Source organism: Brooklawnia propionicigenes, assembly GCF_030297015.1.
Lineage (GTDB): Bacteria > Actinomycetota > Actinomycetes > Propionibacteriales > Propionibacteriaceae > Brooklawnia > Brooklawnia propionicigenes.
Genome location: NZ_AP028056.1, coordinates 1,286,356 through 1,309,606 on the forward strand (window position 1 = coordinate 1,286,356; position 23,251 = coordinate 1,309,606).

General features: G+C 65.5%; 22 protein-coding genes. 7 read left to right on the top strand and 15 right to left on the bottom strand.

What is annotated here, in order from left to right; all coding sequences use genetic code 11:
* Window positions 1–204 precede the first annotated feature (204 nt).
* Both QUE25_RS05780 and QUE25_RS05785 read left to right on the top strand, forming a co-directional pair.
* Entirely contained in the window at window positions 205–1,611 is a 1,407-nt protein-coding gene (locus QUE25_RS05780) for a sugar porter family MFS transporter (RefSeq protein ID WP_286268196.1), read from the top strand.
* Window positions 1,612–1,640: 29 nt separating this feature from the next.
* Window positions 1,641–2,630, top strand: coding sequence for a carbohydrate kinase family protein (locus tag QUE25_RS05785; protein ID WP_286268197.1), 990 nt, complete (start codon window positions 1,641–1,643; stop codon window positions 2,628–2,630).
* A 100-nt stretch (window positions 2,631–2,730) separates the two neighbouring features.
* On the opposite strand, the gene fbaA is transcribed toward QUE25_RS05785, so the two are convergent.
* The 3 genes from fbaA to QUE25_RS05800 form a co-directional block, all read right to left on the bottom strand.
* On the bottom strand, window positions 2,731–3,753 hold the full coding sequence (gene fbaA / locus QUE25_RS05790) for a class II fructose-bisphosphate aldolase (RefSeq protein ID WP_286268198.1): 1,023 nt from the start codon (window positions 3,751–3,753) through the stop codon (window positions 2,731–2,733).
* A 106-nt stretch (window positions 3,754–3,859) separates the two neighbouring features.
* Complete coding sequence (locus QUE25_RS05795; protein WP_286268199.1) at window positions 3,860–4,489, bottom strand: hypothetical protein; 630 nt, start codon at window positions 4,487–4,489, stop codon at window positions 3,860–3,862.
* 42 nt (window positions 4,490–4,531) lie between these two features.
* Complete coding sequence (locus QUE25_RS05800; RefSeq protein ID WP_286268200.1) at window positions 4,532–5,581, bottom strand: D-2-hydroxyacid dehydrogenase; 1,050 nt, start codon at window positions 5,579–5,581, stop codon at window positions 4,532–4,534.
* Between the two features lie 140 nt (window positions 5,582–5,721).
* Between QUE25_RS05800 and QUE25_RS05805 the strand changes: the two genes are divergently transcribed.
* Window positions 5,722–6,366 (top strand): hypothetical protein, encoded by a 645-nt coding sequence (locus tag QUE25_RS05805; protein WP_286268201.1) that lies wholly within the window; start codon window positions 5,722–5,724, stop codon window positions 6,364–6,366.
* 17 nt (window positions 6,367–6,383) lie between these two features.
* Here the strand turns inward: QUE25_RS05805 and QUE25_RS05810 are convergent, their stop codons facing one another.
* From QUE25_RS05810 to QUE25_RS05865, 12 genes are all read right to left on the bottom strand, one after another.
* Window positions 6,384–7,541 (bottom strand): MalY/PatB family protein, encoded by a 1,158-nt coding sequence (locus QUE25_RS05810; RefSeq protein WP_286268202.1) that lies wholly within the window; start codon window positions 7,539–7,541, stop codon window positions 6,384–6,386.
* Window positions 7,538–8,200 carry a TrmH family RNA methyltransferase gene (locus QUE25_RS05815; RefSeq protein WP_286268203.1) on the bottom strand — a complete coding sequence of 221 codons (663 nt, stop codon included), beginning with the start codon at window positions 8,198–8,200 and terminating at the stop codon, window positions 7,538–7,540. The genes QUE25_RS05810 and QUE25_RS05815 overlap by 4 nt, the downstream gene beginning before the upstream one ends.
* A gap of 25 nt (window positions 8,201–8,225) precedes the next feature.
* Window positions 8,226–8,765: an orotate phosphoribosyltransferase gene (pyrE, locus tag QUE25_RS05820; RefSeq protein WP_286268204.1), complete on the bottom strand. Its 540-nt coding sequence runs from the start codon at window positions 8,763–8,765 to the stop codon at window positions 8,226–8,228.
* A gap of 54 nt (window positions 8,766–8,819) precedes the next feature.
* On the bottom strand, window positions 8,820–9,533 hold the full coding sequence (locus QUE25_RS05825) for an alpha/beta hydrolase family protein (RefSeq protein ID WP_286268205.1): 714 nt from the start codon (window positions 9,531–9,533) through the stop codon (window positions 8,820–8,822).
* A gap of 23 nt (window positions 9,534–9,556) precedes the next feature.
* Window positions 9,557–10,237: a class E sortase gene (locus QUE25_RS05830; RefSeq protein WP_286268206.1), complete on the bottom strand. Its 681-nt coding sequence runs from the start codon at window positions 10,235–10,237 to the stop codon at window positions 9,557–9,559.
* Between the two features lie 35 nt (window positions 10,238–10,272).
* A complete protein-coding gene (locus QUE25_RS05835) occupies window positions 10,273–11,028 on the bottom strand; it encodes an amino acid ABC transporter ATP-binding protein (RefSeq protein ID WP_425332759.1) in 756 nt (251 codons plus the stop codon).
* A 50-nt stretch (window positions 11,029–11,078) separates the two neighbouring features.
* A complete protein-coding gene (locus QUE25_RS05840) occupies window positions 11,079–12,059 on the bottom strand; it encodes an amino acid ABC transporter permease (RefSeq protein WP_286268208.1) in 981 nt (326 codons plus the stop codon).
* Window positions 12,056–12,958, bottom strand: a complete 903-nt coding sequence (locus QUE25_RS05845; RefSeq protein ID WP_286268209.1) for an ABC transporter substrate-binding protein — start codon at window positions 12,956–12,958, stop codon at window positions 12,056–12,058. The genes QUE25_RS05840 and QUE25_RS05845 overlap by 4 nt, the downstream gene beginning before the upstream one ends.
* Before the next feature lie 132 nt (window positions 12,959–13,090).
* Window positions 13,091–13,897: a spermidine synthase gene (locus QUE25_RS05850; protein ID WP_286268210.1), complete on the bottom strand. Its 807-nt coding sequence runs from the start codon at window positions 13,895–13,897 to the stop codon at window positions 13,091–13,093.
* Complete coding sequence (gene clpB, locus QUE25_RS05855; protein ID WP_286268211.1) at window positions 13,897–16,479, bottom strand: ATP-dependent chaperone ClpB; 2,583 nt, start codon at window positions 16,477–16,479, stop codon at window positions 13,897–13,899. Before clpB ends, QUE25_RS05850 begins: the two co-directional genes overlap by 1 nt.
* 168 nt (window positions 16,480–16,647) lie before the next feature.
* A complete protein-coding gene (locus tag QUE25_RS05860; protein WP_286268212.1) occupies window positions 16,648–17,727 on the bottom strand; it encodes an inositol-3-phosphate synthase in 1,080 nt (359 codons plus the stop codon).
* Entirely contained in the window at window positions 17,728–18,273 is a 546-nt protein-coding gene (locus QUE25_RS05865; protein WP_286268213.1) for a PadR family transcriptional regulator, read from the bottom strand.
* 268 nt (window positions 18,274–18,541) lie between these two features.
* Here QUE25_RS05865 and ahpC point away from each other — a divergent pair, with 268 nt between their 5' ends.
* From ahpC to QUE25_RS05885, 4 genes are all read left to right on the top strand, one after another.
* On the top strand, window positions 18,542–19,105 hold the full coding sequence (gene ahpC, locus QUE25_RS05870) for an alkyl hydroperoxide reductase subunit C (RefSeq protein WP_286268214.1): 564 nt from the start codon (window positions 18,542–18,544) through the stop codon (window positions 19,103–19,105).
* Between the two features lie 109 nt (window positions 19,106–19,214).
* Window positions 19,215–20,789: an alkyl hydroperoxide reductase subunit F gene (gene ahpF / locus QUE25_RS05875; protein ID WP_425332760.1), complete on the top strand. Its 1,575-nt coding sequence runs from the start codon at window positions 19,215–19,217 to the stop codon at window positions 20,787–20,789.
* 29 nt (window positions 20,790–20,818) lie between these two features.
* On the top strand, window positions 20,819–22,600 hold the full coding sequence (locus QUE25_RS05880) for an alpha/beta-hydrolase family protein (protein ID WP_286268216.1): 1,782 nt from the start codon (window positions 20,819–20,821) through the stop codon (window positions 22,598–22,600).
* Window positions 22,601–22,751: 151 nt separating this feature from the next.
* The gene (locus tag QUE25_RS05885; RefSeq protein WP_286268217.1) at window positions 22,752–23,237 is read left to right on the top strand and encodes a DoxX family protein; all 486 of its coding nucleotides are present in this window, start codon (window positions 22,752–22,754) and stop codon (window positions 23,235–23,237) included.
* Window positions 23,238–23,251: the final 14 nt, after the last annotated feature.

Below are 23,251 nucleotides of genomic sequence, written 5' to 3' on the forward strand. Positions count from 1 at the left end.
GACGATGTCGTGCGCGTCACGGCCGCACCAACCCGGGGCTGCCCGCCCGGCGGGTGGCATCGGAGCTGTCGACCACTGGTTCAGTAATGTGCGTCGCCCCTTGCCCAAGATGCTCCAAAGGGCGTAGTTTCCCTCCTAGCGACAACGTTGTAGCAGATGTCGCCATAGGAGACCCCACACCCTAAGGCAAGAAATAACCCCAAAATGTCGGATACTTCCGTCACCCAACAAAGCGCGGGCGCCAACTCGCTGGTCATCCGCAGCGCCATCGTCGCCTCCATCGGCGGTTTGATCTTCGGCTTCGACACCGCCGTCATCTCGGGCACCACCACCTCGCTCGAACGCGTCTACGACCTCACCTCGAGCGGTCTCGGTTTCACCGTCGCGATCGCTACGATCGGCACCATTGTCGGTGCCATCTTCGCCGGGCAGCTCGCTGACAAGTACGGCCGCCGCAAGATGCTGTTCGTCATCGGCGCCTTCTACCTCGTCGGTGCGCTCGGTACCGCGTTGGCACCCGAAGGCCCCTTCGGGCACAACGTCTTCATGCTCTTCCGGTTCCTCGGCGGCATCGGCGTCGGCATGTCGAGCGTGTGCGCACCGATCTACACTGCTGAGATCGCCCCGCCGGCCCAACGTGGACGCCTGGTCGGCCTCGTCCAGTTCAATATCGTGCTCGGCATCCTGCTCGCCTACTTGAGCAACTTCATCATCCGCCAGATCGTCGCCGAAGAGACCGCTTGGCGCTGGATGCTCGGCGTGATGGCCGCGCCGGCGACGATCTTCGTCCTGCTGCTGCTCACCGTTCCCGAGACTCCGCGCTGGCTGATGGCCCACGGACGCGAAGCCCAGGCCGTGCAGATCAGCCGCCAGCTCTGCAAGACGGTTGAGGAATCCGACCTCCAGATCTCCGAGATCCGCGCTCAGCTCCAGCAGGACGCCGCGGCGCGCGCGACCAAGGTGCCGTTCTTCACCAAGCGCTACCGCAAGGTGATCCTGATGGCCTTCGCGATCGCCATGTTCAACCAGCTGTCCGGCGTGAACGCGATCCTCTACTACGCTCCGGTTGTCATGCAGCAGGCGGGCGCCTCCGACAACGCGTCCTACCTGATGAGCGTGGCAGTGGGCTTCATGAACCTGGTCGCCACCATGACCGCACTGACGGTCATCGACCGCATCGGGCGCCGCTCGTTGATGTTCGTCGGCTCGATCGGCTACCTGATCAGCCTCGGCTTCCTCACCATCATCATGTTCACCTTCGAGGGCCGCTACAACTCGACCTCCTCGGTGCTGGTGCTCATCGGCCTGCTCGTCTTCATCGCAGCGCATGCCTTCGGGCAGGGTTCGGTCATCTGGGTGTTCATCTCGGAGATCTTCCCGAACCGGGTGCGGGCGCGTGGTCAGTCGTTCGGTAGCCTCACCCACTGGACGTTTGCCGCGCTAACCACCTACGCATTCCCCCCGATTGTCGATAAACTCGGTGGCGGCATCGCATTCGCCATCTTCTTCGTCTTCATGTGTGGCCAGCTGCTCTGGGTGCAGAAGGTCATGCCGGAGACCAAGGGTGTGCCCCTGGAGGAGATGTCAGCCAAGCTCGGACTCGAGCAATAGCCGCCCCTCGATTGACATAAAGGAGTGTCATGACGAATCCAACCGCAGAGCCAACCGCCCCAGCCCGCACCGAAGCCCCGGTCTTGTGCCTGGGCGAGGCGCTGGTCGATATCATCATCCGCGACGACCAGATCCTTTCCGAGCATGTCGGCGGCAGCCCCCTCAATGTCGCATGCGGAATCACCCAACTCGGGCATCCGGCGCTGATCGCGTCCTGGTGGGGTGACGATGAGCGGGGCAGGGCCATTGAAGCCCACGCCACCAAGCACACCGTTGGGATCGTCCCAGGCAGTGACAAGGCCGACCGCACCGCCATTGCGAACGCCCACCTGGACGCGCAGGGACGAGCCACCTACGATTTCGAGCTGGTCTGGGACGTTCCGGAGCTGCCCCCGGCAGCCTCGCTGGCCCACCTGCACACCGGTAGCTTCGCCGCCACCCTTGAGCCGGGTGCGGCCAAGGTACTTGCCGCGGTCAAGAGGATGGCGATCAACGGCACGGTGAGCTACGACCCGAACGTGCGTCCGGCACTGATGGAATCGCCGGAGAAGGTGCTCGGCCGCGTTGAGGACATCGTTGCGCTGTCCGACGTGGTCAAGGCAAGTGACGAGGACGTGGCCTGGCTCTACGGCGACACTCCGGTCGAGGAGGTCATGCGGAGGTGGATCAAGATGGGCCCCGGGCTGGTAATCGTCACCCGTGGCCCCTGGGGTGCCTATGCGCTGCTGTCCGGAGATCGCGACATGATGGTGGTCGACCCGCTCAATGTCGAAGTGGCCGATACGGTCGGCGCCGGTGATTCGTTCATGGCGGGTCTCCTGTCGGGCCTGCTTGATGCCGACCTGCTCGGCAGTCCCCTGGCGAAGGCGCAGCTGCGGAGCGCGGATTGGAGCCAGGTGCGCACGGCTCTGCACCGCGCAGTCATCACGTCCGGTCTGACAGTCAGCCGGTCGGGTGCCTACGCCCCTCGGCGCGATGAGGTCCAGCGGGTGCTCGCGGTCGATCCGCTGCTGCGCTGAGGCTGACGACGCCACAGCAGCAGACAACAAACGACTGGGCCGGACGCTTAACCAAGCGTCCGGCCCAGTCGTTGTGCTGCAGGACCTACTGGGTTGATGGTCAGTCGGTGTGGGTGCCGGCCGAGCCGAGCTGCTGGCAGGCCTCGATGATGCGAGCGGCCATGCCGCCCTCGGCAGCCTTGCCCCAGGTGCGCGGGTCGTACTGCTTCTTGTTGCCGACCTCACCGTCGATCTTCAACACGCCCTCGTAGTTCTTCAGCATGAAGTCGACCACCGGACGAGTGAACGCGTACTGGGTGTCGGTGTCGATGTTCATCTTGACCACGCCATAGCTCACGGCGTCGGCGATCTCCTGGGGGGTCGAACCCGAACCGCCGTGGAAGACCAGGTCGAACGGCTTGTCGACGCCGTACTTGGCGCCACAGGCATCCTGGATCTCCTTGAGTACCTCGGGGCGCAGCTTCACATTGCCGGGCTTGTAGACGCCGTGCACGTTGCCGAAGGTCAACGCGGTGATGTACTTGCCCTGCTCACCCAGGCCGAGCACCTCGAGGGTGCGCATGCCGTCGGCGACGGTCGAGTAGAGCTTGTCGTTGATCTCACCGACGACGCCGTCCTCTTCGCCGCCGACCGCGCCGACCTCGATCTCGAGGATCTGCTTGGCCTTCGACGTGCGCTTGAGCAACTCCTCGGCGATCTGCAGGTTCTCCTCGACCGGAACAGCCGAGCCGTCCCACATGTGGGAGTTGAACAGCGGATCCTCGCCGCGGTCGACGCGCTCCTGCGAGAGTGCGATCAGGGGGTTGACGTACTTGTCGAGCTTCTCCTTCTGGCAGTGGTCGGTGTGCAGACCGATGTTGACGGGGTAGTTCTTGGCGACCACGCGGGCAAACTCGGCGAGCGCCACAGCACCGGTAACCATGTCCTTGACCGTCGATCCGGACGCATACTCCGCACCGCCAGTGGATACCTGGATGATGCCGTCCGAGCCGGCCTCAGCGAAGCCTCGGATGGCAGCGATCACGGTCTGCGACGAGGTCACGTTGATCGCCGGGTAGGCGTAGCCGCCTGCCTTCGCCTTGGCGAACATCTCCTGGTAGACCTCAGGGCTTGCGATAGGCATATCTGCTTCTTTCTGTCGTTCTCGCGGCGCTCGCCACGAGTCTTCGTGGATCTGCGTTTGCCGTGGTCACCATTGTGTCAAACTCCGACGACCGGCGGCCGATAGCTCACCAAATGTCATCAACTGAACTGAGATCCAAGCCGAATCGGCCCAGCGAGAAAGCCCGCAGCGCTGAATCGATTGAGCTCGGGGGTGCATCCAGCACGATGATCGGCACCGACCAGCTGCGGTCCTGGTCCCACCGGACCTCGAGCCGGGGCCCGGGGCTGAACAGCTTGTCGAGGCCGGCGATGGAGGTGATGCGGTCCCAGCCGATCCGCTCCCCTTCCGGGACCGTCGAGGCCACCAGACCGTCATCGTCGATCTGGAAGGCCGGCCCGAGCGGCACCTGAGCGGTAGCCTTGCGGGCCCGTTTGAGTTGGACGAACTTCACAATGATGTTCGTCACCGTGTACACCGCGGAAGCGATCAGCAGCCAGAAGAATGCGCTGCTGGGCTCCGGCCGGATGAAGAAATAGAAGGCGCCCGTGATGAGCAGGCTGATCACGCCCATGATCGTCGTCCGGTCGAGCCGCTTGCGAATCCCGGCAGCGCGTTGAGCCATCGCGACCGGTGAGTAGCTGACCAGCATGCCCGCATCCGGCTGCACCCCGGGGCTGGGCCGCGTGGGAACAGCACCGGAATCGGGGTGCACCGGTTGGACGGGGTAGTCCGGGCCGGTGGTTGCGGGGCTCATGGGCACGACCTCAATGGCTTCGTGATGGCTGGATCTCCATGGTCAGTAGAAAAGCTCGGTATTGACCACGTTACGCATCGGTTTGCCGTCGAGGAAAGCGTGCAGATTCTCGATGAACAGATCGGCGATGCGCGAGTCCTCCTTGGCGGAGTTCGCCGCGGTGTGTGGCGAGATCACGACGTTCGGCAGATCCCACAGCGGGCTGTCAGCGGGCAGTGGTTCGGTCTTCGCCACATCGAGAGCGGCGAATCCGAGATGCCCGGAGGTCAGCAGCTCGATCATCGCGTCCTCTTCGATGCACTGACCGCGGCCGACGCTGGCGATGATGGCCCCGGGCGCCAATGCCTCGAGGACCTCACGACTGATGAGATCATCGGTGCCGACGGCGCCGGGCAGCGCGTTGATCAGGGCATCGGCTCCTTGGGCCGCTTCGACGATCTGGTCGGAGGTGTACAGCCTTTCCACCGCTTCGACCGGTTTGATGGAGCGGTTGACGCCGATGACGGTGGCACCGAGCTCGGAGAAGCGCTTCGCGCATTCCTGACCGATGGCGCCCATGCCCACCACCACGACGGTCATGTCAGAGACCATGCCCATCGTCCGGCGCGACGTCGGCCAGTAGTGCCGCTGCTTGTCAGCCTGCAGCCGCGGCAGTTCCTTCGCGCCGGCGAGAACGCCGAACAGCGCGAACTCGGCGAGCGTCCCGGCATGCACCCCGGCGGAGGTGGTGAAGATCACCCGCCGGAGTTCTTCCTTGGTGAGGTTCGCCGCCTTCACCTGCGAGCCGCCGCCGGCGGCCATGATGTGCACCCACTTGAGTTTCGGGTTGGCTCGCACGATGCGGGCCAGTTCGGCCGAGTTGTTATTGGGGAAGCTGTACAGGATGTCGGCGCTGTCGACCAGTTCGGCGAGCCGGGCCTGCTGCTCGGGCGTCCGCTTGAAGCTCGGGTCGCCCCGATGATCGGACGGCCACCGCATCGGGGGCATCAGGTCGGGTTCGTAACTGACCTCGACCCGGGGATCGGCGGACCTGAGCCGCTCGACGTACTCACTGGCCAACGGTTTCGCAACCACTACACGCAAATCGTCCATTCTGCCCTCCACAGCTATTCAAGCAGGTTCGGCGGCTGCGCAGATAGGCGTGCTCAACCTCGGTCGCTAGATTGTTGTTCATCCATTTCTGCCGGTACGCTGATCGGCCCGGAAGAAAGACCAACGATAGGTTCCCAAGCATGACGTATTCTCCCGGCCCCGACTACTCGCCCGGTCCCGGCGGACAGCCACCGTCCGGCTACGGGAGCCCTCAGGTTCCGGCGTGGCAGCCCGGGGGGCCCGGTGGTCCCAGCTCGGGCGGCACCGGGCGTGGCCCGGAGCACGATCGGACCCGGATTGCGCTCATCGGGACGTTGATCGGCGTCGCGCTGGCCGTGGTGGTCGGGGCGATCATGCTCTTTCGTCCCACCGGCGGCCAGGTGACCGGCACTCCGTCGGTGGCCTCGGTGAGCCCGACCGCGCAGACGACGTCAGAGCCCACCGTCACCGTCACCGTGACGCTGCCGCCCACGACGGCTGCCAGTGCTCCGCCGACGACCTCGCCGGCCCCGACCACCACATCGGCGGCACCGACCCCCAGCGCACAGCTCGCCTGGCCACCCGACGGCACCTCGCTGTGCGACGATTCGACCGCGGTCAACCAGGTGACCAGCTGCGCGTTCGCCGGTGTCATGCACAACGTCTGGGTGACCTTCGGGCCCGGCACCTATCTGGTGGACAGTCCGACGACCGGCCAGACCTACACGATGAGCTGTGAGACCGCCGCGCCGGGCGTGGGACGATGCTTCGGCGGCAACAACGCGCTGGTCTACGTCCGCAGCTGAGTCGACCATCCGTCCGGTCAGTGCAGCGCGGCGGCCATCTTCTCGATCGAAGACTGCAGGATCGGACGCGGCAACGCGAAATTGAAGCGGACGTGCCCTCGTCCGGCATCGCCGCATTCGGCGCCGTCGGTGAGCGCCACCCCCGCCTTGAGGAAGTGCTTGCGGGGATCGTCCAGCTCGAGTTCGCGGCAGTCGAGCCACGCCAGGAAGGACGCCTCGGGCTCGATGTAGCCGACCGCGGGCAGCAGATCCGCGAGCATCTCGGTGAGCAGCCTGCGGTTGCCGTCCAGGTAGTCGAGGACCTCGGCCAGCCAGGGGCCGCCCTCGCGGAACGCCGTGATGTTCGCGATCATGCCCATCGGGGTCGACTCGTACGGCAGGCCGTGGCCCTGGGTTGTGTAGAAGCGCTGATGCTCGGGATTGGTGAGGATCAGCTGCGCGCACTTCAGCCCGGCGAGATTGAACGACTTGGACGCCGACATCGCCGTCACGGTGTGCGCGGCGGCGGTGTCGTTGATGCTGGCATAGGGGACGTGCTGAACGCCGGGATAGCTGAGCGGGGCATGGATCTCGTCGCTGAAGACCAGGCCGCCGTGCCGCTCGACGACCTCACAGATGGCTTCGAGTTCGGCGCGGTCGAAGGCCTTCCCGATCGGATTGTGCGGGTTGCACAACACCAGCAGCCTGGCACCGGCGGCGAACTCGCGGTCCAGAGCGTCGAGGTCCATCGTCCAGTCGGCATCGCCGCGCAGCATGGGCACCTCGACCCGCTGATGGCCGAAGGTGCCCGGCATGTCGACGAACGGCATGTAGCAGGGGGTGGGGACGATGATCCGCGAGCCCGCCGGCAGCCAGTGGGTCATCACGATTGCCAGGCCCGTCAGCACGTCGGGCAGCCAGTGGATCTGGGGCCAGCCGACCTGCCAGCCGTACCTGGCGGCGACGAATTCGCTGGTCGCCTTCTTGAGCTCGGTGCGCCAGGCCATCGGCGCGTATCCGGTCTGCTGGCGTTTGAGCAACTGCTCCAGAACCTCCGCAATCTCGGGGGCGATCCCGAAATCCATCTCGGCGATCCAGGCTCCGATGGCGTTCGGGTAGGTCGTCCACTTGAGACTGCCGGCCGCAGTCAGGTCGTCGATGGTCAGTGCGTCGATACGCTCAGCAAACTCGCTCACGGCTCCAGTCTGGCAGCACTGGCGTGGCTCAGCGTCCACTGATACATGGCGATCGCTGCGGCAGCCCCCGCGTTGAAGGAGCGGGTGGAGCCGTATTGGGTGATGGCGACCAGCTGCTGGCAGCGGGCGACCATCGCCTCGGTCAGGCCCGGGCCCTCCGATCCGAAGACCAGGCAGCAGGCTTGCGGAAGCGGTGTCGATTCCAGCGGCACCGAACCCGGGAGGTTGTCGACTCCGATCATGGTCAGCCGTTCACTACTGCAGTACTCGGCCAAAGCCTGCTCATCGGGGCGATGGACGACGTGCAGATAGCGGTCGGTCACCATCGCACCGCGACGGTTCCAGCGACGGTTTCCGATGATGTGCACGAGTTCGACATTGAACGCGTTGGCGGTACGCACGATCGAGCCGATGTTGAAGTCGTGCTGCCAGTTCTGGATGGCGACCTGCAGGCGCGCCGGGGCGATCCTCGTGCGGCGGGCATCGAGATCGTCGACGATGGCGTCCATCCGCCAGTAGCGGTAGCGGTCGATGACGTTGCGGCGGTCGCCGTCGGCCAGCAGCGCGGGGTCGAAGCGCGGGTCCTCGGGCCACGGCTGTGGGTAGGGCCCGACTCCGACGTCCGTATTGGTCGGGTCCGGTGCCGGTTCGTTGGTCATCGCAGCACAGCCGTGCTCGGCGCGATCACAGATCGAGGTCCTCGATTCCGTAGGCGTAGCGGTAGTCGAGCCCGGCAGCGTTGATGGCCTGGGCGGCACCGGTGGAACGGTCGACGATGACTGCCACACCGACGACCTCGGCGCCCGCCTCGCGCAGCGCGGCGACCGCCTGCAGCGCGGAGCCTCCGGTGGTGGAGGTGTCCTCGACGACCAGGACGCGGCGGCCGGCGACATCGGGACCCTCGATGCGCTTGTGCAGACCGTGGGTCTTGGCGTCCTTACGGACGACGAAGGCATCAAGACGCTCGCCCGCGCTGGCAGCAGCGTGCAACATGGCGATGGCTACGGGGTCTGCGCCCATCGTGAGGCCGCCGACGGCATCGAAGTCCCAATCGGCGACGAGTTCGCGCATGACGCTTCCGACCAGGGGAGCTGCTTGTCCATCCAGAGTGACCCGACGGACGTCGACGTAGTAGTCCGCCTCGCGCCCGGAGGCCAGCGTCACCCGGCCCTTGACGATCGCCAGTTCATTGATCAGTTCACGCAGTCGCTCACGGTCGCTCATGGGGACAGCCTAGCTGGCCCGCTACTGCCGACGATTCGGCGGCTGCTGTGCCGGTCAGCTGCGCACCAGCGAGTCCAGCCAGGCGTCCACCTGCCGCCAGGATGCCTGCGCGGGATCGGCGACCTCGAAGTGGTCGGCGTCGTGGTCCACGATCAGATCGAGCGGCGCCTCCGGCAGAGCCGCCAGGTAGTCGAGGGTGTGGGCCAGCGGCACCCGGTCGTCCGCGGCGCCGTGCACCAGCAGGGTCGGGCATTCGGGGGCTCGGCGGTGCACCGGCGAGGCATCGCGGTAGACGTCGGCGGCCACCTCGGGTCCGGAGCCGAAGTAGTCGAGCGCCGCGTCCTCACCCAGGTGCTCGTCGTAGACCCGGCCCGCATCGGTGACCGGCGCCAGCGCCACCACGGCATCCAGCAGATCGGCCGCCAGCAGCACCAGTTCGCCACCGACCGAATGCCCCACGCCGACCAGGCGGCTGGCCGGGAACCTCTCCTGGGTCACCTCGACCGCTCGCCGGACGTCCTCACTCGGCGCGGGCCAGGCGCCGGCACCGTGACCACGCCGGTACTCCACGTTGATCACATCGAACCCACGGCCGGCCAGGTGTGACACCAGATCGGTGGTACGCGTCCAGTCGACGCGATGCCGCCAATACCCGCCGTGCACCACGACGGCAGCCCAGCCGTTGCCCGCGCCGGCGCCGGCACCGGGAAAGACCGCGATTCGTTGATCGGGATGCGGCCCATAGACAATCGATGACGATGATCTCATACAGCCATCCTGGCACCAGCCGCTCAGCGCGGATGCGATGAGACCAGATGCCCCATGCCCACCGAACGGTCACTGGTCGGCAGCAGATCCTGGCTGGTGATCAGGGTGATCTGGCGCCCGCTCGGGCGCTTGCCCGGGTCTCCGGGAACGGCGTCCAGCACCCAATCGTCATGTGCCTGGACGGTCAGATCGCGCGGCGCGACATCGAGTTCATAGAGGTAGACATGCGTGCAGGTGACGATCTGGATCTGGTCGCCCACATTGAGATCGGCCAGCGCGGCGAAGGGCGCGCCGTGGGTGATCCGGTAGCCGGCCAGGACCATATTCCCGATCTCGCCCACGCCGGCGGTTTCGGGATACCAGCCGATGCCGGTCGCCAGTTGCTCGCTGCTGGTCCCGGCCAGCACCGGCCAGGATTGATCGTCGTACCCAGGGAAACTCAGCAATCCGACGACCTCGGCGGCGGTTGCGGAGTCACTGCCGGCCTCGCCGACGGTCGAGCAGGCGGCGTCGAATCGTTCGACCGCGGCACGCGCTTGGGACGCGGCCCGCTGGTCGGTGCCGACGAACAGCCACAGTGACCACACCCCCGCTGCCAGCAGCACCACGGCGAGCAGCAGCCAAGCGGCGCACAGCGCACGAGCGCCCCAACTGCGTCGCTGGCCTGTCTGGGCTGCGGTCACGGCAGCCGGCTTCTCGCTCACCTCACCGATCCTAGTGTCCGCGGCCCGCCCGCAGATCAGCGCCGCACGCGGGACAAGAAGGCTCGTGTTCGGTCGGCCTGCGGGTTGACCAGCACGTCTTCGGGGCTGCCCGACTCGACGACGACGCCACCGTCCATGAAGTAGACCCGGTCGGCGACCTCACGGGCGAAACCCATCTCGTGAGTGACGACGATCATCGTGACGCCTTCACCGGCCAGGGTCTTCATCACCTGCAGCACTTCGCCTACCAGTTCGGGGTCGAGGGCCGAGGTCGGCTCGTCGAAAAGCATCAGTTCGGGATCCATGGCCAGCGCCCGCGCAATCGCGATGCGCTGCTGCTGACCGCCCGACAGCTGGGACGGATAGGCGTCGGCCTTGTCGGTCAGCCCCACCTGCCCGAGCAGGTCCCAGGCGCGCTCCGCGGCGGCCTTCTTGGACTTCTTGGTCACCACCAGCTGGCCCTCGGTGATGTTCTCGAATGCCGTCTTGTGGGGGAAGAGATTGAAGCGCTGGAAAACCATCCCGATGTGCGAGCGCTGCCGGGCGATGTCGGAATCCTTGCGCTGGTAGAGCCGCCCGTCGCGTTCTTCGTAACCGATCAGCTCACCGTTCACCCAGATGCGCCCACCCGTCAGGGTCTCCATCTGATTGATCAGCCGCAGGAAGGTCGTCTTGCCCGACCCGGAGGGCCCGAGCAGCACCACTGCCTCGCCGGGGTACACGTCCAGGTCGACGCCCTTGAGGACTTCGTTGGAGCCGAACGACTTGTGGACGTTGACGGCCCGGACCAGCGGCTCGCCACTGCGATCGATGTGGTCGACGTGGTCGATATGGTCGCTCATCAGTGATCGCTTCCCGGGAACATGATCGCAGTACGAGCGGTCTTGGCGTCTGCCTTGGCACGGCGGCGGCCGTTGGCGGAGGGCTCGGTCGGGTTGTAGCCGCGGCCGAAGCGCCGTTCCAGCCAGGACTGCCCGAAGCCCAGGATGGTCGCGGTGATGATGTAGTACAAGGTCGCCGCCATATAGCTGGGGATCAGGTTGTAGGTGGCGGTACCGATGCCACGCAGCTGAAAGAACATCTCGTTGGCCAGCGGCAGCGCCGACAGCAACGACGTGTCCTTGAACATCGCGATGGTTTCGTTGCCGGTCGGCGGGACGATCACCCGCATTGCCTGCGGCAGGACGATCCGGCGCATCGTCTGGCCGTTGCTCATGCCGATCGCACGCGCGGCTTCCCACTGCCCGCGGTCGACACTGAGGATGCCCGAGCGCGCGATCTCGGCCATATAGGCGGCCTCCGACAGCCCCAAGCCGATGATGGCCATCCAGATCGTCGTGGAGAACCGGTTGAGATCCACCTTCACGACCTGCCAAGTGCCGTCCACCGGCCAGATTCCGACGCTCAGCCCACCGAGCGCGAACGCGCCGGCGGCACCGAGGATCATCAGCAGAACGTATCGAGGTATCGCCCGGAAGAACCACACATAGATGCCGGCCGACCAGCGCAGGATCGGATTGTCCGACATCCGCATCACGGCGAGCACCACGCCGAGCACCACGCCCAGGATCATCGCACCCACGGTCGCGACGAGGGTTCCTGTGACGAAGCCCCGGATGACCTGGGTCTGGTTCATCGCCTCGAAGGTGAAGGCCCAGTCGAAGGCGGGGTTGGTGATGATCTGGTAGATGATCCAGATACCGATCAGCAGCATCACCGCACCGGCCACCACGCGGCCGGGGCGGCGCAGCGGCACTGCGTGGATCGTCCCCGGCCGCTCGTCGGTGGCCTGGCCGGGGACCGCGGTCTCGGGTTGGGTCATGACACCTCAGGGTTGACGGGGAACGCGTCCACCGCCGCATCGGAGACACCGTACTTGGCGAGGATGGCGCCGTAAACGCCGGAGGCCTCCAGATCGGTCAGGGCCTGCGAGATCGCCTCGGCGAGCTGCAGGTTGTCCTTGGCCATCGTGAAGCCATAGGGGGCGGCGCCGTACTGGTCACCGAGCGCCTCCATCTTGCCGTTCGAGGTCTGGATGGCGTTCTGGGTGATCGGGTAGTCGGCCAGCATCGCGTCCGCCTTACCGATCATCAGGGCGTTGTTGACCTCGTCCTGGCCCTGGTAGGACAGCGTGTTGATCGGATCCGATCCGCAGGCCTCCTGCGCGGCCGTGATCTCTTCTTCCTGCGTGGTGCCGGTCTGGAAGGCGATCGTCTTGCCGCACGGATTGGTCGGGTCGACGCCTGCCGGGTTGCCGGCCAGCGTTGCCCACTGCGTCCCGACGTTCAGGTACTCGACGAAGGTCAGCGTCTCGAGGCGGGTCGGGGTGATGGTGAACGACGAACTGCCCACGTCGTACTTCTGCGCCTGGACGCCGGCCAGGATCGAATCGAAGGCGGCCGGATTCCAGTTGTTCTCGATGCCCAGCCGGGCGGCGACCGCGTCGAACAATTCAACGTTCATGCCGACCACCGTGGTGCCGTCCATGTATTCGTTGGGCTTGTAGGTGGGGTCAACACCGACTTCGAGAACACCCGCCTGCTTGATCGCGTCCGGCAGCGAATCGTGCAACTCCTGGCTGGCCTCGACCGCAGGAATGCTCTCGTCCCCACCGGCCGAACCGGAGGTTCCTGAACTGCTCAGCGAGTCGGAGCCGCATCCGCTCATCAGCAGGGCAGCTGCAGAAAATACAGCCGCAGCGGCAGCAAGTCTACGTTTCATCGGTGAACCTTCCCGTAAAATTTGTGCAAACCAAGACTGACACTGACAGCCAGGGCTTATCCCGGGCGTCCGCCTGACAATCGGTTACAACTTTGTAACCGTCGCAGGTTACTCCACGCATGCGGGTGGGGCCTATTCGAAATGAAGCAGCCCACGCACCACCTTCGGGGAGCCCTCGGCCTCGTCGTCATAGAACGCCGATGCCCCGCCCATGAACTTCGTCAGCTGTTCGTCGTGCACTATCCGGCAGGGGAACGCCGACCCGGCGGCCAGGCGCACGATCAGGTCTGTGTCGAGCGGTGCCCGGCTGGCCGCGAGCACCAGGTTGCCGTGCCGGTGGCCCTTCAGCACTGCCGGTTCGGCGCTGAGCGCCAGGTGATCGGCGAACCGGGCGATGCCGGCCAGCACCCTCTTGGTCCACGTCAGCGGAAAGATGTCGATGACGTTGAACAGCAGCAGCCCATCCGGGTTGAGCACCCGGAAGCACTCCGCAAAGAATTCCACGCTGACCAGCGATGGCGGTACCCGGGCATCGGCGAAGGCGTCCACGATGATCACCTGGGCGTAGTCGTCGGGCATCTGGGTGAGGCCCGTGCGGCCATCGGTCGCGCGCACCTTGATCCCCGAGTGGGCCGGCAGCGGCAGCTTGTCGCGCACCGCCGCGGTGAGGTCCTCGTTGGGCTCCAGGACGATCTGCGGTGAGGTCGGACGACGGGCCGCGATGTAACGGGCCATGGTCAGCGCTCCCCCGCCGATGTGGATCACCCGCATCCGTTCCCCCGGCGGGGCGGCGGTGTCGAGGTAGTCGGCCACCCGCCGCATGTAGGCGAACTCGAGCCGCAGGGGATCGTCGAGGTCGACCCACGAGTGGGCCACCTCGTCCATGACAAGGATCCAGCCCGTCCCGTCAGGGACGAACTGGATCTCTTGGTCCTCCATTACTGCACGGATTCGATCTGCAGACCGTCACCGTCGGGCGTGACCCCGAACTGGACGGTCTGACCATCGGTGATCTCACCACCGAGCACCTTGCGTGCCAGCTGATCCTCCACGGTGTTCTGCAGCAACCGGCGCAACGGACGTGCCCCGTAGACCGGGTCGTAACCGCGATTGGCCAGCCACTGGCGTCCGGCATCGCTGACCTCGACGCTGATCCGGCGATCGGCGAGGCGACGGTTGATACGCGCCAGGTTGATGTCGACGATCGCGGCGAGATCCTCGCGGCTCAGCGGCGAGAACATCACGATCTCGTCGAGCCGGTTCAAGAACTCCGGACGGAAGGCCTTGCGCACCACGTTCATGACGGCTTCGTTCTTGGCCTTCTCGCTCATCGCGGGATCGGCCAGGAAGTTGCTGCCCAGGTTCGAGGTCATGATCAAGATCACGTTCCGGAAATCGATCGTGCGTCCCTGGCCGTCGGTCAGACGACCGTCGTCCAGCACCTGCAGCAAGATGTTGAAGACATCGGGATGGGCCTTCTCGACCTCGTCCAGCAGCACCACCGAGTACGGACGACGCCGTACGGCTTCGGTCAGCTGACCGCCCTCTTCGTAGCCGATGTAGCCGGGGGGCGCGCCGACCAGCCGCGAGACGGAGTGCTTCTCCATGTACTCGCTCATGTCGATGCGCACCATGGCCTGCTCGTCGTCGAAGAGGAACTCGGCCAGGGCCTTGGCCAGTTCGGTCTTGCCGACGCCGGTCGGGCCGAGGAAGAGGAACGAACCGGTGGGGCGATTCGGGTCGGAAATGCCCGCACGGGCACGGCGCACCGCGTCCGAGACCGCCCTGACGGCATTGGTCTGGCCGATCAGGCGCTTGCCCAGCCGATTTTCCATCTCCAGCAGTTTGGTGGACTCGCCTTCCAGCATCTTGCCCACCGGAATGCCGGTCCACGCACTGACGACCTCGGCGATATCGGCGCTGGTGACCTCCTCGGAGACCATCGTCTTCTTCTGGCCGGCAGCCTGCTCGGCGCTGGCCATCTCCTTCTCCAGGGCCGGGATCTCGCCGTAGAGGATCTGTGCGGACTTCTCGAGGTTGCCCTCCCGCTGGTAGCGGTCGGCATCGGTACGCAGGGCGTCAATCTGCTCCTTGAGCTCACCGACCCGGTTCAGGCCGCCCTTCTCCGACTCCCACTGGGCCTCCAGGGCTCGCAGGTGTTCCTTGGCGTCGGCCAGTTCGGCGTTCAGGTTGGCCAGCCGCTGCTTGGACGCCTCGTCGCTCTCGGTGCCCAGCGCGAATTGTTCCATGGTCAGCCGGTCGACCTGACGGCGTAGCTGGTCGATCTCCTCCGGGGACGAATCGATCTCCATACGCAGCCGGGACGCCGCCTCATCGACCAGGTCGATCGCCTTGTCAGGAAGCTGACGGTTGGAGATGTAGCGGTTCGACAGGGTGGCCGCCGCAACCAGCGCGCCATCGGTGATGCGGACCTTGTGGTGCGCCTCGTAGCGTTCGCGCAGACCGCGCAGAATGGCGACCGTGTCCTCGACGCTCGGCTCACCGACGTAGACCTGCTGGAAACGACGCTCCAGGGCCGGGTCCTTCTCGATGCGCTCGCGGTACTCGTCCAGGGTGGTGGCGCCGATCATGCGCAGCTCGCCACGGGCCAGCATCGGCTTGAGCATATTGGACGCATCCATGGCGCCCTCGGAGGCGCCCGCTCCGACGACCGTGTGCAGCTCGTCGATGAAGGTGATGATCTGGCCGGCGGCGTCCTTGATCTCGTTGAGGACAGCCTTCAGCCGCTCCTCGAACTCACCACGGTATTTCGCGCCGGCGACCATCGACGCCAGATCGAGGGAAACCACCCGGCGTCCCTTCAGCGAATCGGGCACATCACCGGCAACAACACGCTGAGCGAGGCCCTCGACGACGGCCGTCTTGCCGACGCCGGGTTCGCCGATCAGCACCGGGTTGTTCTTGGTACGACGGCTCAGCACCTGGACGACGCGCCGGATCTCCGCGTCGCGTCCGATCACCGGGTCGAGCTTGCCCTCACGAGCACGCGCCGTCAGGTCGACCGAATACTTGTCGAGTGCTGATTCGCTGCCCTCGGATTCGGCGCTGGTGACGCGCTTGGAGCCACGAACCTCGTTGAAGGTCTTCGTCAGCTTGGCAGCGGTGGCACCGGCCCTGGTCAGGATCTGGGATGCCTCCGACTGCACCTGAGCCAGCGAGATCAGCAGATGCTCGGTGGCAACGTACTGGTCGCCCATCTGGTCGGCGCGGGTCTCGGCGTCGGCCAGCACGCGGGCGAACGCGCCGGAAAGCTGCGGCTGGGTCACCGATGCGCCAGAGGTTGCGGGCAGATGCTTGATCGCAGCCTCGGCCTGCTGGTCGATCTGGCCGGCGTCGACCCCGATCTTCGCCAGCAACGGGTTGACAGAATTGTCCGGAACCATCAGCAGCGCGTGCAGCAGGTGCACTGGTTCGGCGCTGGGGTTGCCGTTGGTCAATGCGAGTCGCAACGCGGTGGAAACCGCATCACGGCTCATGGTGGTCAGTTTTTCAGTGTCCATCAGGTCTCCGCGTAGTAGGGGTATTTCAAACTTGAGTCTACGTCACTCAACTCTGATGACGGCGCGGCTATTCCGCAACGAACGCAGCGGCCACCACAAGAAGCATCCGCTGGCGATTCGCGCAGCAAGATCTTCTTGCGGTGGCCGCTGTGGTGAGGCCGGGCCGGATCAGCGCTCGACTTCTCCGGCGATGAAGGCCTCGACGGACTCCTGGGCGTCCTCATCGTGGCGCTGCTCGGGCGGCGACTTCATGAAGAAGCTGGACGGCGAGAGCAGCGGGCCACCGATGCCGCGGTCCAGGCCGATCTTGGCAGCGCGGATGGCATCGATCACCACACCAGCGGAGTTCGGCGAGTCCCAGACCTCGAGTTTGTACTCGAGGCTGACCGGTGCGCCACCGAAGTTGCGGCCCTCCAGGCGGACGAAGGCCCACTTGCGGTCGTCCAGCCAGTCGACATAGTCGGAGGGCCCGATGTGAATATCGCGCTCATCGAAATGGTGCTCGACATTGCTGGTGACGGCCTGCGTCTTGGAGATCTTCTTGGACACCAGGCGCTCGCGCTCCAGCATGTTCTTGAAGTCCATGTTGCCGCCGACGTTCAGCTGGTAGGTGCGGTCGATGGTGATCCCGCGATCCTCGAACAGCTTGGCCAGCACGCGGTGGGTGATGGTCGCGCCAATCTGGCTCTTGATGTCGTCACCCACGATCGGCACACCGGCATCGGAGAACTTCGCAGCCCACGACGGATCGGAGGCGATGAAGACCGGCAGGCAGTTGACGAACGCGCAGCCGGCATCAATGGCGCACTGGGCATAGAACTTGTCGGCCTCGTCCGAGCCGACCGGGAGGTAGCTGACCAGTACGTCGACCTTGGCGTCCTTGAGCGCACCGACGACATCGACCGGGGTCTCATCGGATTCGACGATGGTCTCGCGATAGTACTTGCCGAGACCGTCGAGGGTTTCGCCGCGCTGCACTCGCACGCCGGTGGGGGCGACATCGCTGATCTTGATGGTGCAGTTGTCACTGGCGTTGATCGCATCGGCCAGATCAAGCCCGACCTTCGCCGCATCGACGTCGAAAGCGGCAACGAACTCGATATCACTGATGTGATAGTCCCCGAATTGCACGTGCATCAGGCCGGGCACGCGCTCACTGGGATCGGCATCGTGGTAATAGGTGACGCCCTGCACCAGGGAGGACGCACAGTTGCCCACCCCGACGATCGCGACACGGATCTTACTCATCTATTCTCCTTGCTGAATTCCGGATTGCTCGGCGGCGATCACCGAGTCGAGCCAGGCCAATTCGCCTGCCACGACATCGCGAGAATGCCGCACGAGTTCTTGCGAGTAATGGTCCAACCCCGACAGTGACCAAGAATCGATCATCGCGAGCCGGGACACGGTGACCTCACGTCGTCCGTGCAGAATGCGCAGCCGATTGTGAGTATCAGTCATCCCCAGCAGACTGAACTGGACGCCGAAGTCGTCGGTCCATGCGCTGGGATCTGTGGTAGCCAGTTGTTGCGCGAGGTACTCCTCCCCACTGGGCGTGAGGTGATAGATGCGGCGCGAGCGGCTTCCGACCAGCAACGGACGCTCGGTCCCGCAGTCACAAATGAAACCTCGCTCCAGCAACCGGCGGAGTGCCGGGTACAGCGAGCCGAACGACACCTTGTGCAGGTAGCCGACCACCAGATTGACGTGCTTTCGCACTTCATACCCATATGACGGGCCCTGCGAGAGTCGTCCGAGGATCGCCAGATCCAAGGCCGGTTGGCGCAAGGCCATCTGCACACCTCACTTCCCTTGTGTTGGAGGTTCACGCTCGAACGAACCACAATGTATCGGCTCGATATATCGAGATGCTACATCGTGCGTCTCCACAGTGCCACAAGCCCCACCCGCATGTCCCAGCGGCATCCGGCCACCGGACGGCAAGCATGTTGCCGCAAGCGAGACCCCTTCGGGGAATAGCCAAGCGTTATAGGCCGTTGCCAGACGTCGGGACCCGAGCGGTCCGCATAGTGACGTCGTTGAACAGGAGTGCACAGACCTCATGTCTTTGATCAATACCCAGATTCTGCCCTTCACCGCGCACGCATACCACGCGGGCGAATTCGTCGAGGTGACCGAAGCCGACGTGCGGGGCACCTGGGCGATCTTCTTCTTCTACCCCGGTGACTTCACGTTCGTCTGCCCGACCGAGCTGGGTGATCTGGCCGAGCACTACGGCCAGCTGCAGGACCTGGGCGTCGAGGTCTACTCGGTGTCCACCGATTCGCACTTCGTCCACAAGGCATGGCATGCCGCCTCCGACGAGGTCGGCAAGGTGCAGTACTTCATGCTCGGCGATTCGAACCTGGAGCTGACCCGCAATTTCGAGGTCGAGCGGCTCGGTTCGGGCCAAGCCGACCGTGCGACTTTCCTGATCGACCCGCAGGGCACCATCCAGTACATCGAGCAGACTGCCGAGGGCATCGGGCGCTCTGCCGCTGAGCTGCTGCGCAAGGTCAAGGCCGCCCAGTACGTCGCCGCGCATCCGGGCGAGGTCTGCCCCGCCAAGTGGGAGGAAGGCGAGGAGACCCTGACTCCGAGCATCGATCTGGTCGGCAAGATCTGAGCGATCTCACCAGCTGCCGGGCGGGGACGCACTCGCCCGGCAGCCAGCGCCGCCCCATTCGCACAATCCGCATCGCCCGCACAGCTTCAGGAGAATCATGGTCACCCGCCTGCTGGACCACAATCTGACAGCCCAGCTCAAGCCCCTCATGCCCCGCATCACCCACGAGATCGAACTGGTCATGTCATTGGACGACCGGGACGCCTCGGCGAACCTCGAACAGTTGCTGATCGATATCGCCGCGCTTTCATCCAAGATCAACGTCCGGCGCGACGATGACGCGCACACCCGGCGTCCATCGTTCTCGATCCACCGGCTGGACACCGATATCTCGGTCAGCTTCGCGGGTATCCCGATGGGCCACGAGTTCAGCTCGCTGGTGCTGGCGTTGCTACAGGTGGGCGGCAATCCGGTCAAGGAGGACGCCGCCCTGATCGACCAGGTCGCCAACCTCGACGGCGACTACGAGTTCACCACGTACATGTCCCTGAGTTGCCAGAACTGCCCGACGGTGGTGCAGGCACTCAACACCATGGCGGTGATCAACCCCCGGATCAAGCACACGGCAGTCGAGGGATCGCTGTTCGGCGACGAGGTGGCCCAGCGCAATGTGCTCGCCGTGCCGACCATCTACCTGAACGGTGAACTGTTCGGGCAGGGCCGCACCACGATCGAGGATTTCGTCCGCAAGCTCGACGCGGATTCTGCGGGTCGCGAGGCCGCCGAGCTGAACCAGAGGGCGCCCTATGAGGTGCTCGTCGTGGGTCAGGGACCGGCCGGTGCCGCTGCCGCCATCTACCTGGCTCGCAAGGGCATTCACACCGGTCTGGTCGGCGAACGGTTCGGTGGGCAGGTGCTGGACACCATGGCCATCGAGAACTTCATCTCGGTGCCCTACACCGAGGGCCCGAAATACGCGGCGGCGCTCGAAGCCCACGTCGGCAACTACGAGATCGATGTCATCAAGTCGCAGGTGGCCACCGAACTGATCCCGGCCACCGAACCGGGGGGCCTGCACACCGTGCGGTTCGGGGACGATGCCGCACTGCGGGCCCACGAGGTGATCATCGCGACCGGAGCCCACTGGCGCCTGATGGGCGTGCCCGGCGAGCAGGAATACCGCAACAAGGGGGTCACCTTCTGCCCGCACTGCGATGGTCCGCTGTTCAAGGGCAAGGACATCGCCGTGATCGGCGGCGGCAATTCCGGGATCGAGGCGGCGATCGATCTGGCCGGGCTGGCCAGCCACGTCACCGTGCTGGAGTTCATGCCGCAGTGCCTGGCCGACGAGGTGCTGATGGACAAGCTGAACTCCATGCCCAACGTGGATGTCATCACCAATGCGCAGACCACCGAGGTACTCGGCGACGGCGAGCAGGTCACCGGCATCTCGTATCGCGATCGTGCGAGCAGTGAGACCGGACAACTCGCGTTGTCGGGCGTGTTCGTCCAGATCGGCCTGGTGCCCAACACCGACTGGCTGGCCGGGACCCTCGAACTGTCGCCCCGCAAGGAGATCGTCACCGACCGTCGCGGACTGACCGCCGTCGAGGGCATCTACGCCGCCGGCGACTGCTCCACCGAACCGTACAAACAGATCGTGGTCGCCCAGGGTAGCGGCGCCATCGCCGCCCTGTCAGCCTGGGAGCACCTGATCCGCCAGCAGACGGTACTCGCGTCGTAGCGGCCTGCAGCCCTCTAGGCTTACGACCCGTGGGTTTGCTCAACAGATATCTCTCGAGCCCGTTGCGCCGCGGTGATTCCGCGGCCGACGCGCTCGCCGGATTCGTCGGTTCACGCTGGAAAACCGCAGCGGCCCGGACCGACGAACTCGGCGCCGTGACCGCACCGGAGGCCATCGGCGGTTGGGTCGCCTACGCCGCGTCCTACTCACCCAGCCTGCTGGCGCGTCCCTGGTACTGGCAGGGGGTCATCGCCGGTCTGAGCGCCATGTTCGGTCACCAGGCCGGATTGCTGATCAGTTCGACGGTCGGTGCGATCGCCGACAAGGTGGGCGTCCAGATCAAGCTGAAGCCCGGCATCCGGCAGGGCGGCAAGATCGCCGGGGGTCTGATCCTGGGGGCCACGGCGATCGCCATCCCGCTGCGGTCGGTGCGCTGGCACCGCCGCACCGCCGCCTACAGCCATGTGAACGGCCCCAACGCGTTCTGGGCGGTGGCGTCCACCGCTGCAGCTGCCGGCATCTTCGTTGCACTGCTCGCCCAGTGGCGCGCCACGCTGTGGGCGATCAACTACATCTCGGGTCATCTGCGCAACCGATTCGCCTGGGAGTTGCTCGGACGGCTTGTCTCGACACTGGTCGTCACGACGACCATCCTGGTCATCTTCGATCAGGTGATCATGCGCACCGTCGTCGGGGTGGCCACCACCGCTTCGGCACGGGTCGACCTGCGCACTCCCAACGGCGTCCATCAGCCGCTGACCCCGCTGCATTCGGGCAGCCCCGCCTCGAGGGAAAGCTGGAGTTCGCTGGGACTCCAGGGCAAACGGTTCACCTGCGGCGGACCGTCGGCCGACCGGATCGCCGAGGTGATGGGCCGGCCCGCACTGCAGCCCATCCGCGCCTACGCGTCCATGGACGGTCGCAGCATTCAGCAGGTGGTCGATGCGGTCATGGCCGAGCTCGACCGCATGAACGCCTGGACACGCAAGGCGATCCTCGTGGTCACCACCACCGGGCGCGGCAACGTCAATGAGTGGAGCACCTCGTCGTTCGAGTTCTTGATGCACGGCGACTGCGCGACGGCTGCCATGCAGTACTCCGGCCTGCCATCGGCGGTCACCATGCTGAGCAGCAAGCAGGTCCCCGTGCAGGCATCGCGGATGCTGTACGGCGCGATCGAGGACCGGGTGGCCACCCTGCCGCTCGAGCATCGTCCACAGTTGTACGTCGCGGGCGAATCGCTGGGCGCATTCGGTTCCAACGGCACCTTCGCCAGCCCGGAGGACATGCTGTCGCGAGCCGCGGGCGGGGTGTGGACCGGCTGCCCGACGTTCACCGACAATCAGGCCGAGTGGACGCGCCGCCGCGACCCCGACTCCACCGTCGTGCGTCCGGTGGTCGATCGCGGGCGGCACATCCGATTCGCCTGTTCACCAGCCGAACTGCTCATCGACTCGCGGGGCAGGCCGCTGGATGCCTGGATCGCGCCCCGCTTCTGCTATCTGCAGAACGACACCGACCCGGTGGTCTGGTGGAACACCGACCTGCTGTGGAAGAAGCCCGAGTGGCTGGACGAGATGCGCGGCACCAAGACGCCGATGGCCGCGATGACCTGGTGGCCGTTCATCACCTTCTGGCAGATCGCCGCGGACATGCCGGTCTGCCGAAGCGTCGGCCCCGGCTACGGCCACAAGTACCACTCGGCGCAGTGCGTTCCGGCTTGGGCAGGGGTACTCGGGCTGGATCCGACTGCCGACTGGTCGACGCTGATCGCCGCGCTCAATGTCGACGTTCCGCCGGTGAATCCCTGATCCCGATTCTTCGCGACTCGGATCGCCCGGGACGGTTCGCTCGCGATTGAAACCGCCGGCGAGCGGTTCGGGTGTGAATCAGCGGCCTCGCGTCCCGGCGCAGCGCTCCCTAAAAGGTAGCGTGGCGCATGTACACGCAGAAGGGAACGCCATGTCGAACACCCGCTCGGCCGCCGGCACCGCGAGCCAAGCCGTACTCCTGCTGATTGCCCGGTTGGGCTTCGCCGCGATCCTGCTGGGACGCGCCTGGTCGCGTTGGCAGATCGAGGGCATGGACGCCCAGATCGCCCGCATCGCCGAAGCCGGCCTCCCCGCCCCCGGGGTGATCGCCTGGGGCACCGTCGTCCTGGAGGGCATCGGCGGCGTCCTCCTCGCCTTCGGGCTGCTGACAAGGTTGGTCGCCGCGCTGGTTGCGCTCGAGAATATCCTGATCATCGCCCTCTTGCGCTGGGCAGCCGGCCCGTTCATCAACAACGGCGGCTACGAGTACAACCTCGCGCTGGCCTGCCTGGGGATCGTCTTCCTCGCCGCAGGAGCCAGCTACACCGGCCTGGACAGTCTCCTGTTCGGCCGCAGCAAGAGGCCTGCCGACAACGGCGACCTCTACCAGCCCAAGTTGGGATCGACTCAGCCCTGACAACCGGCACCCCG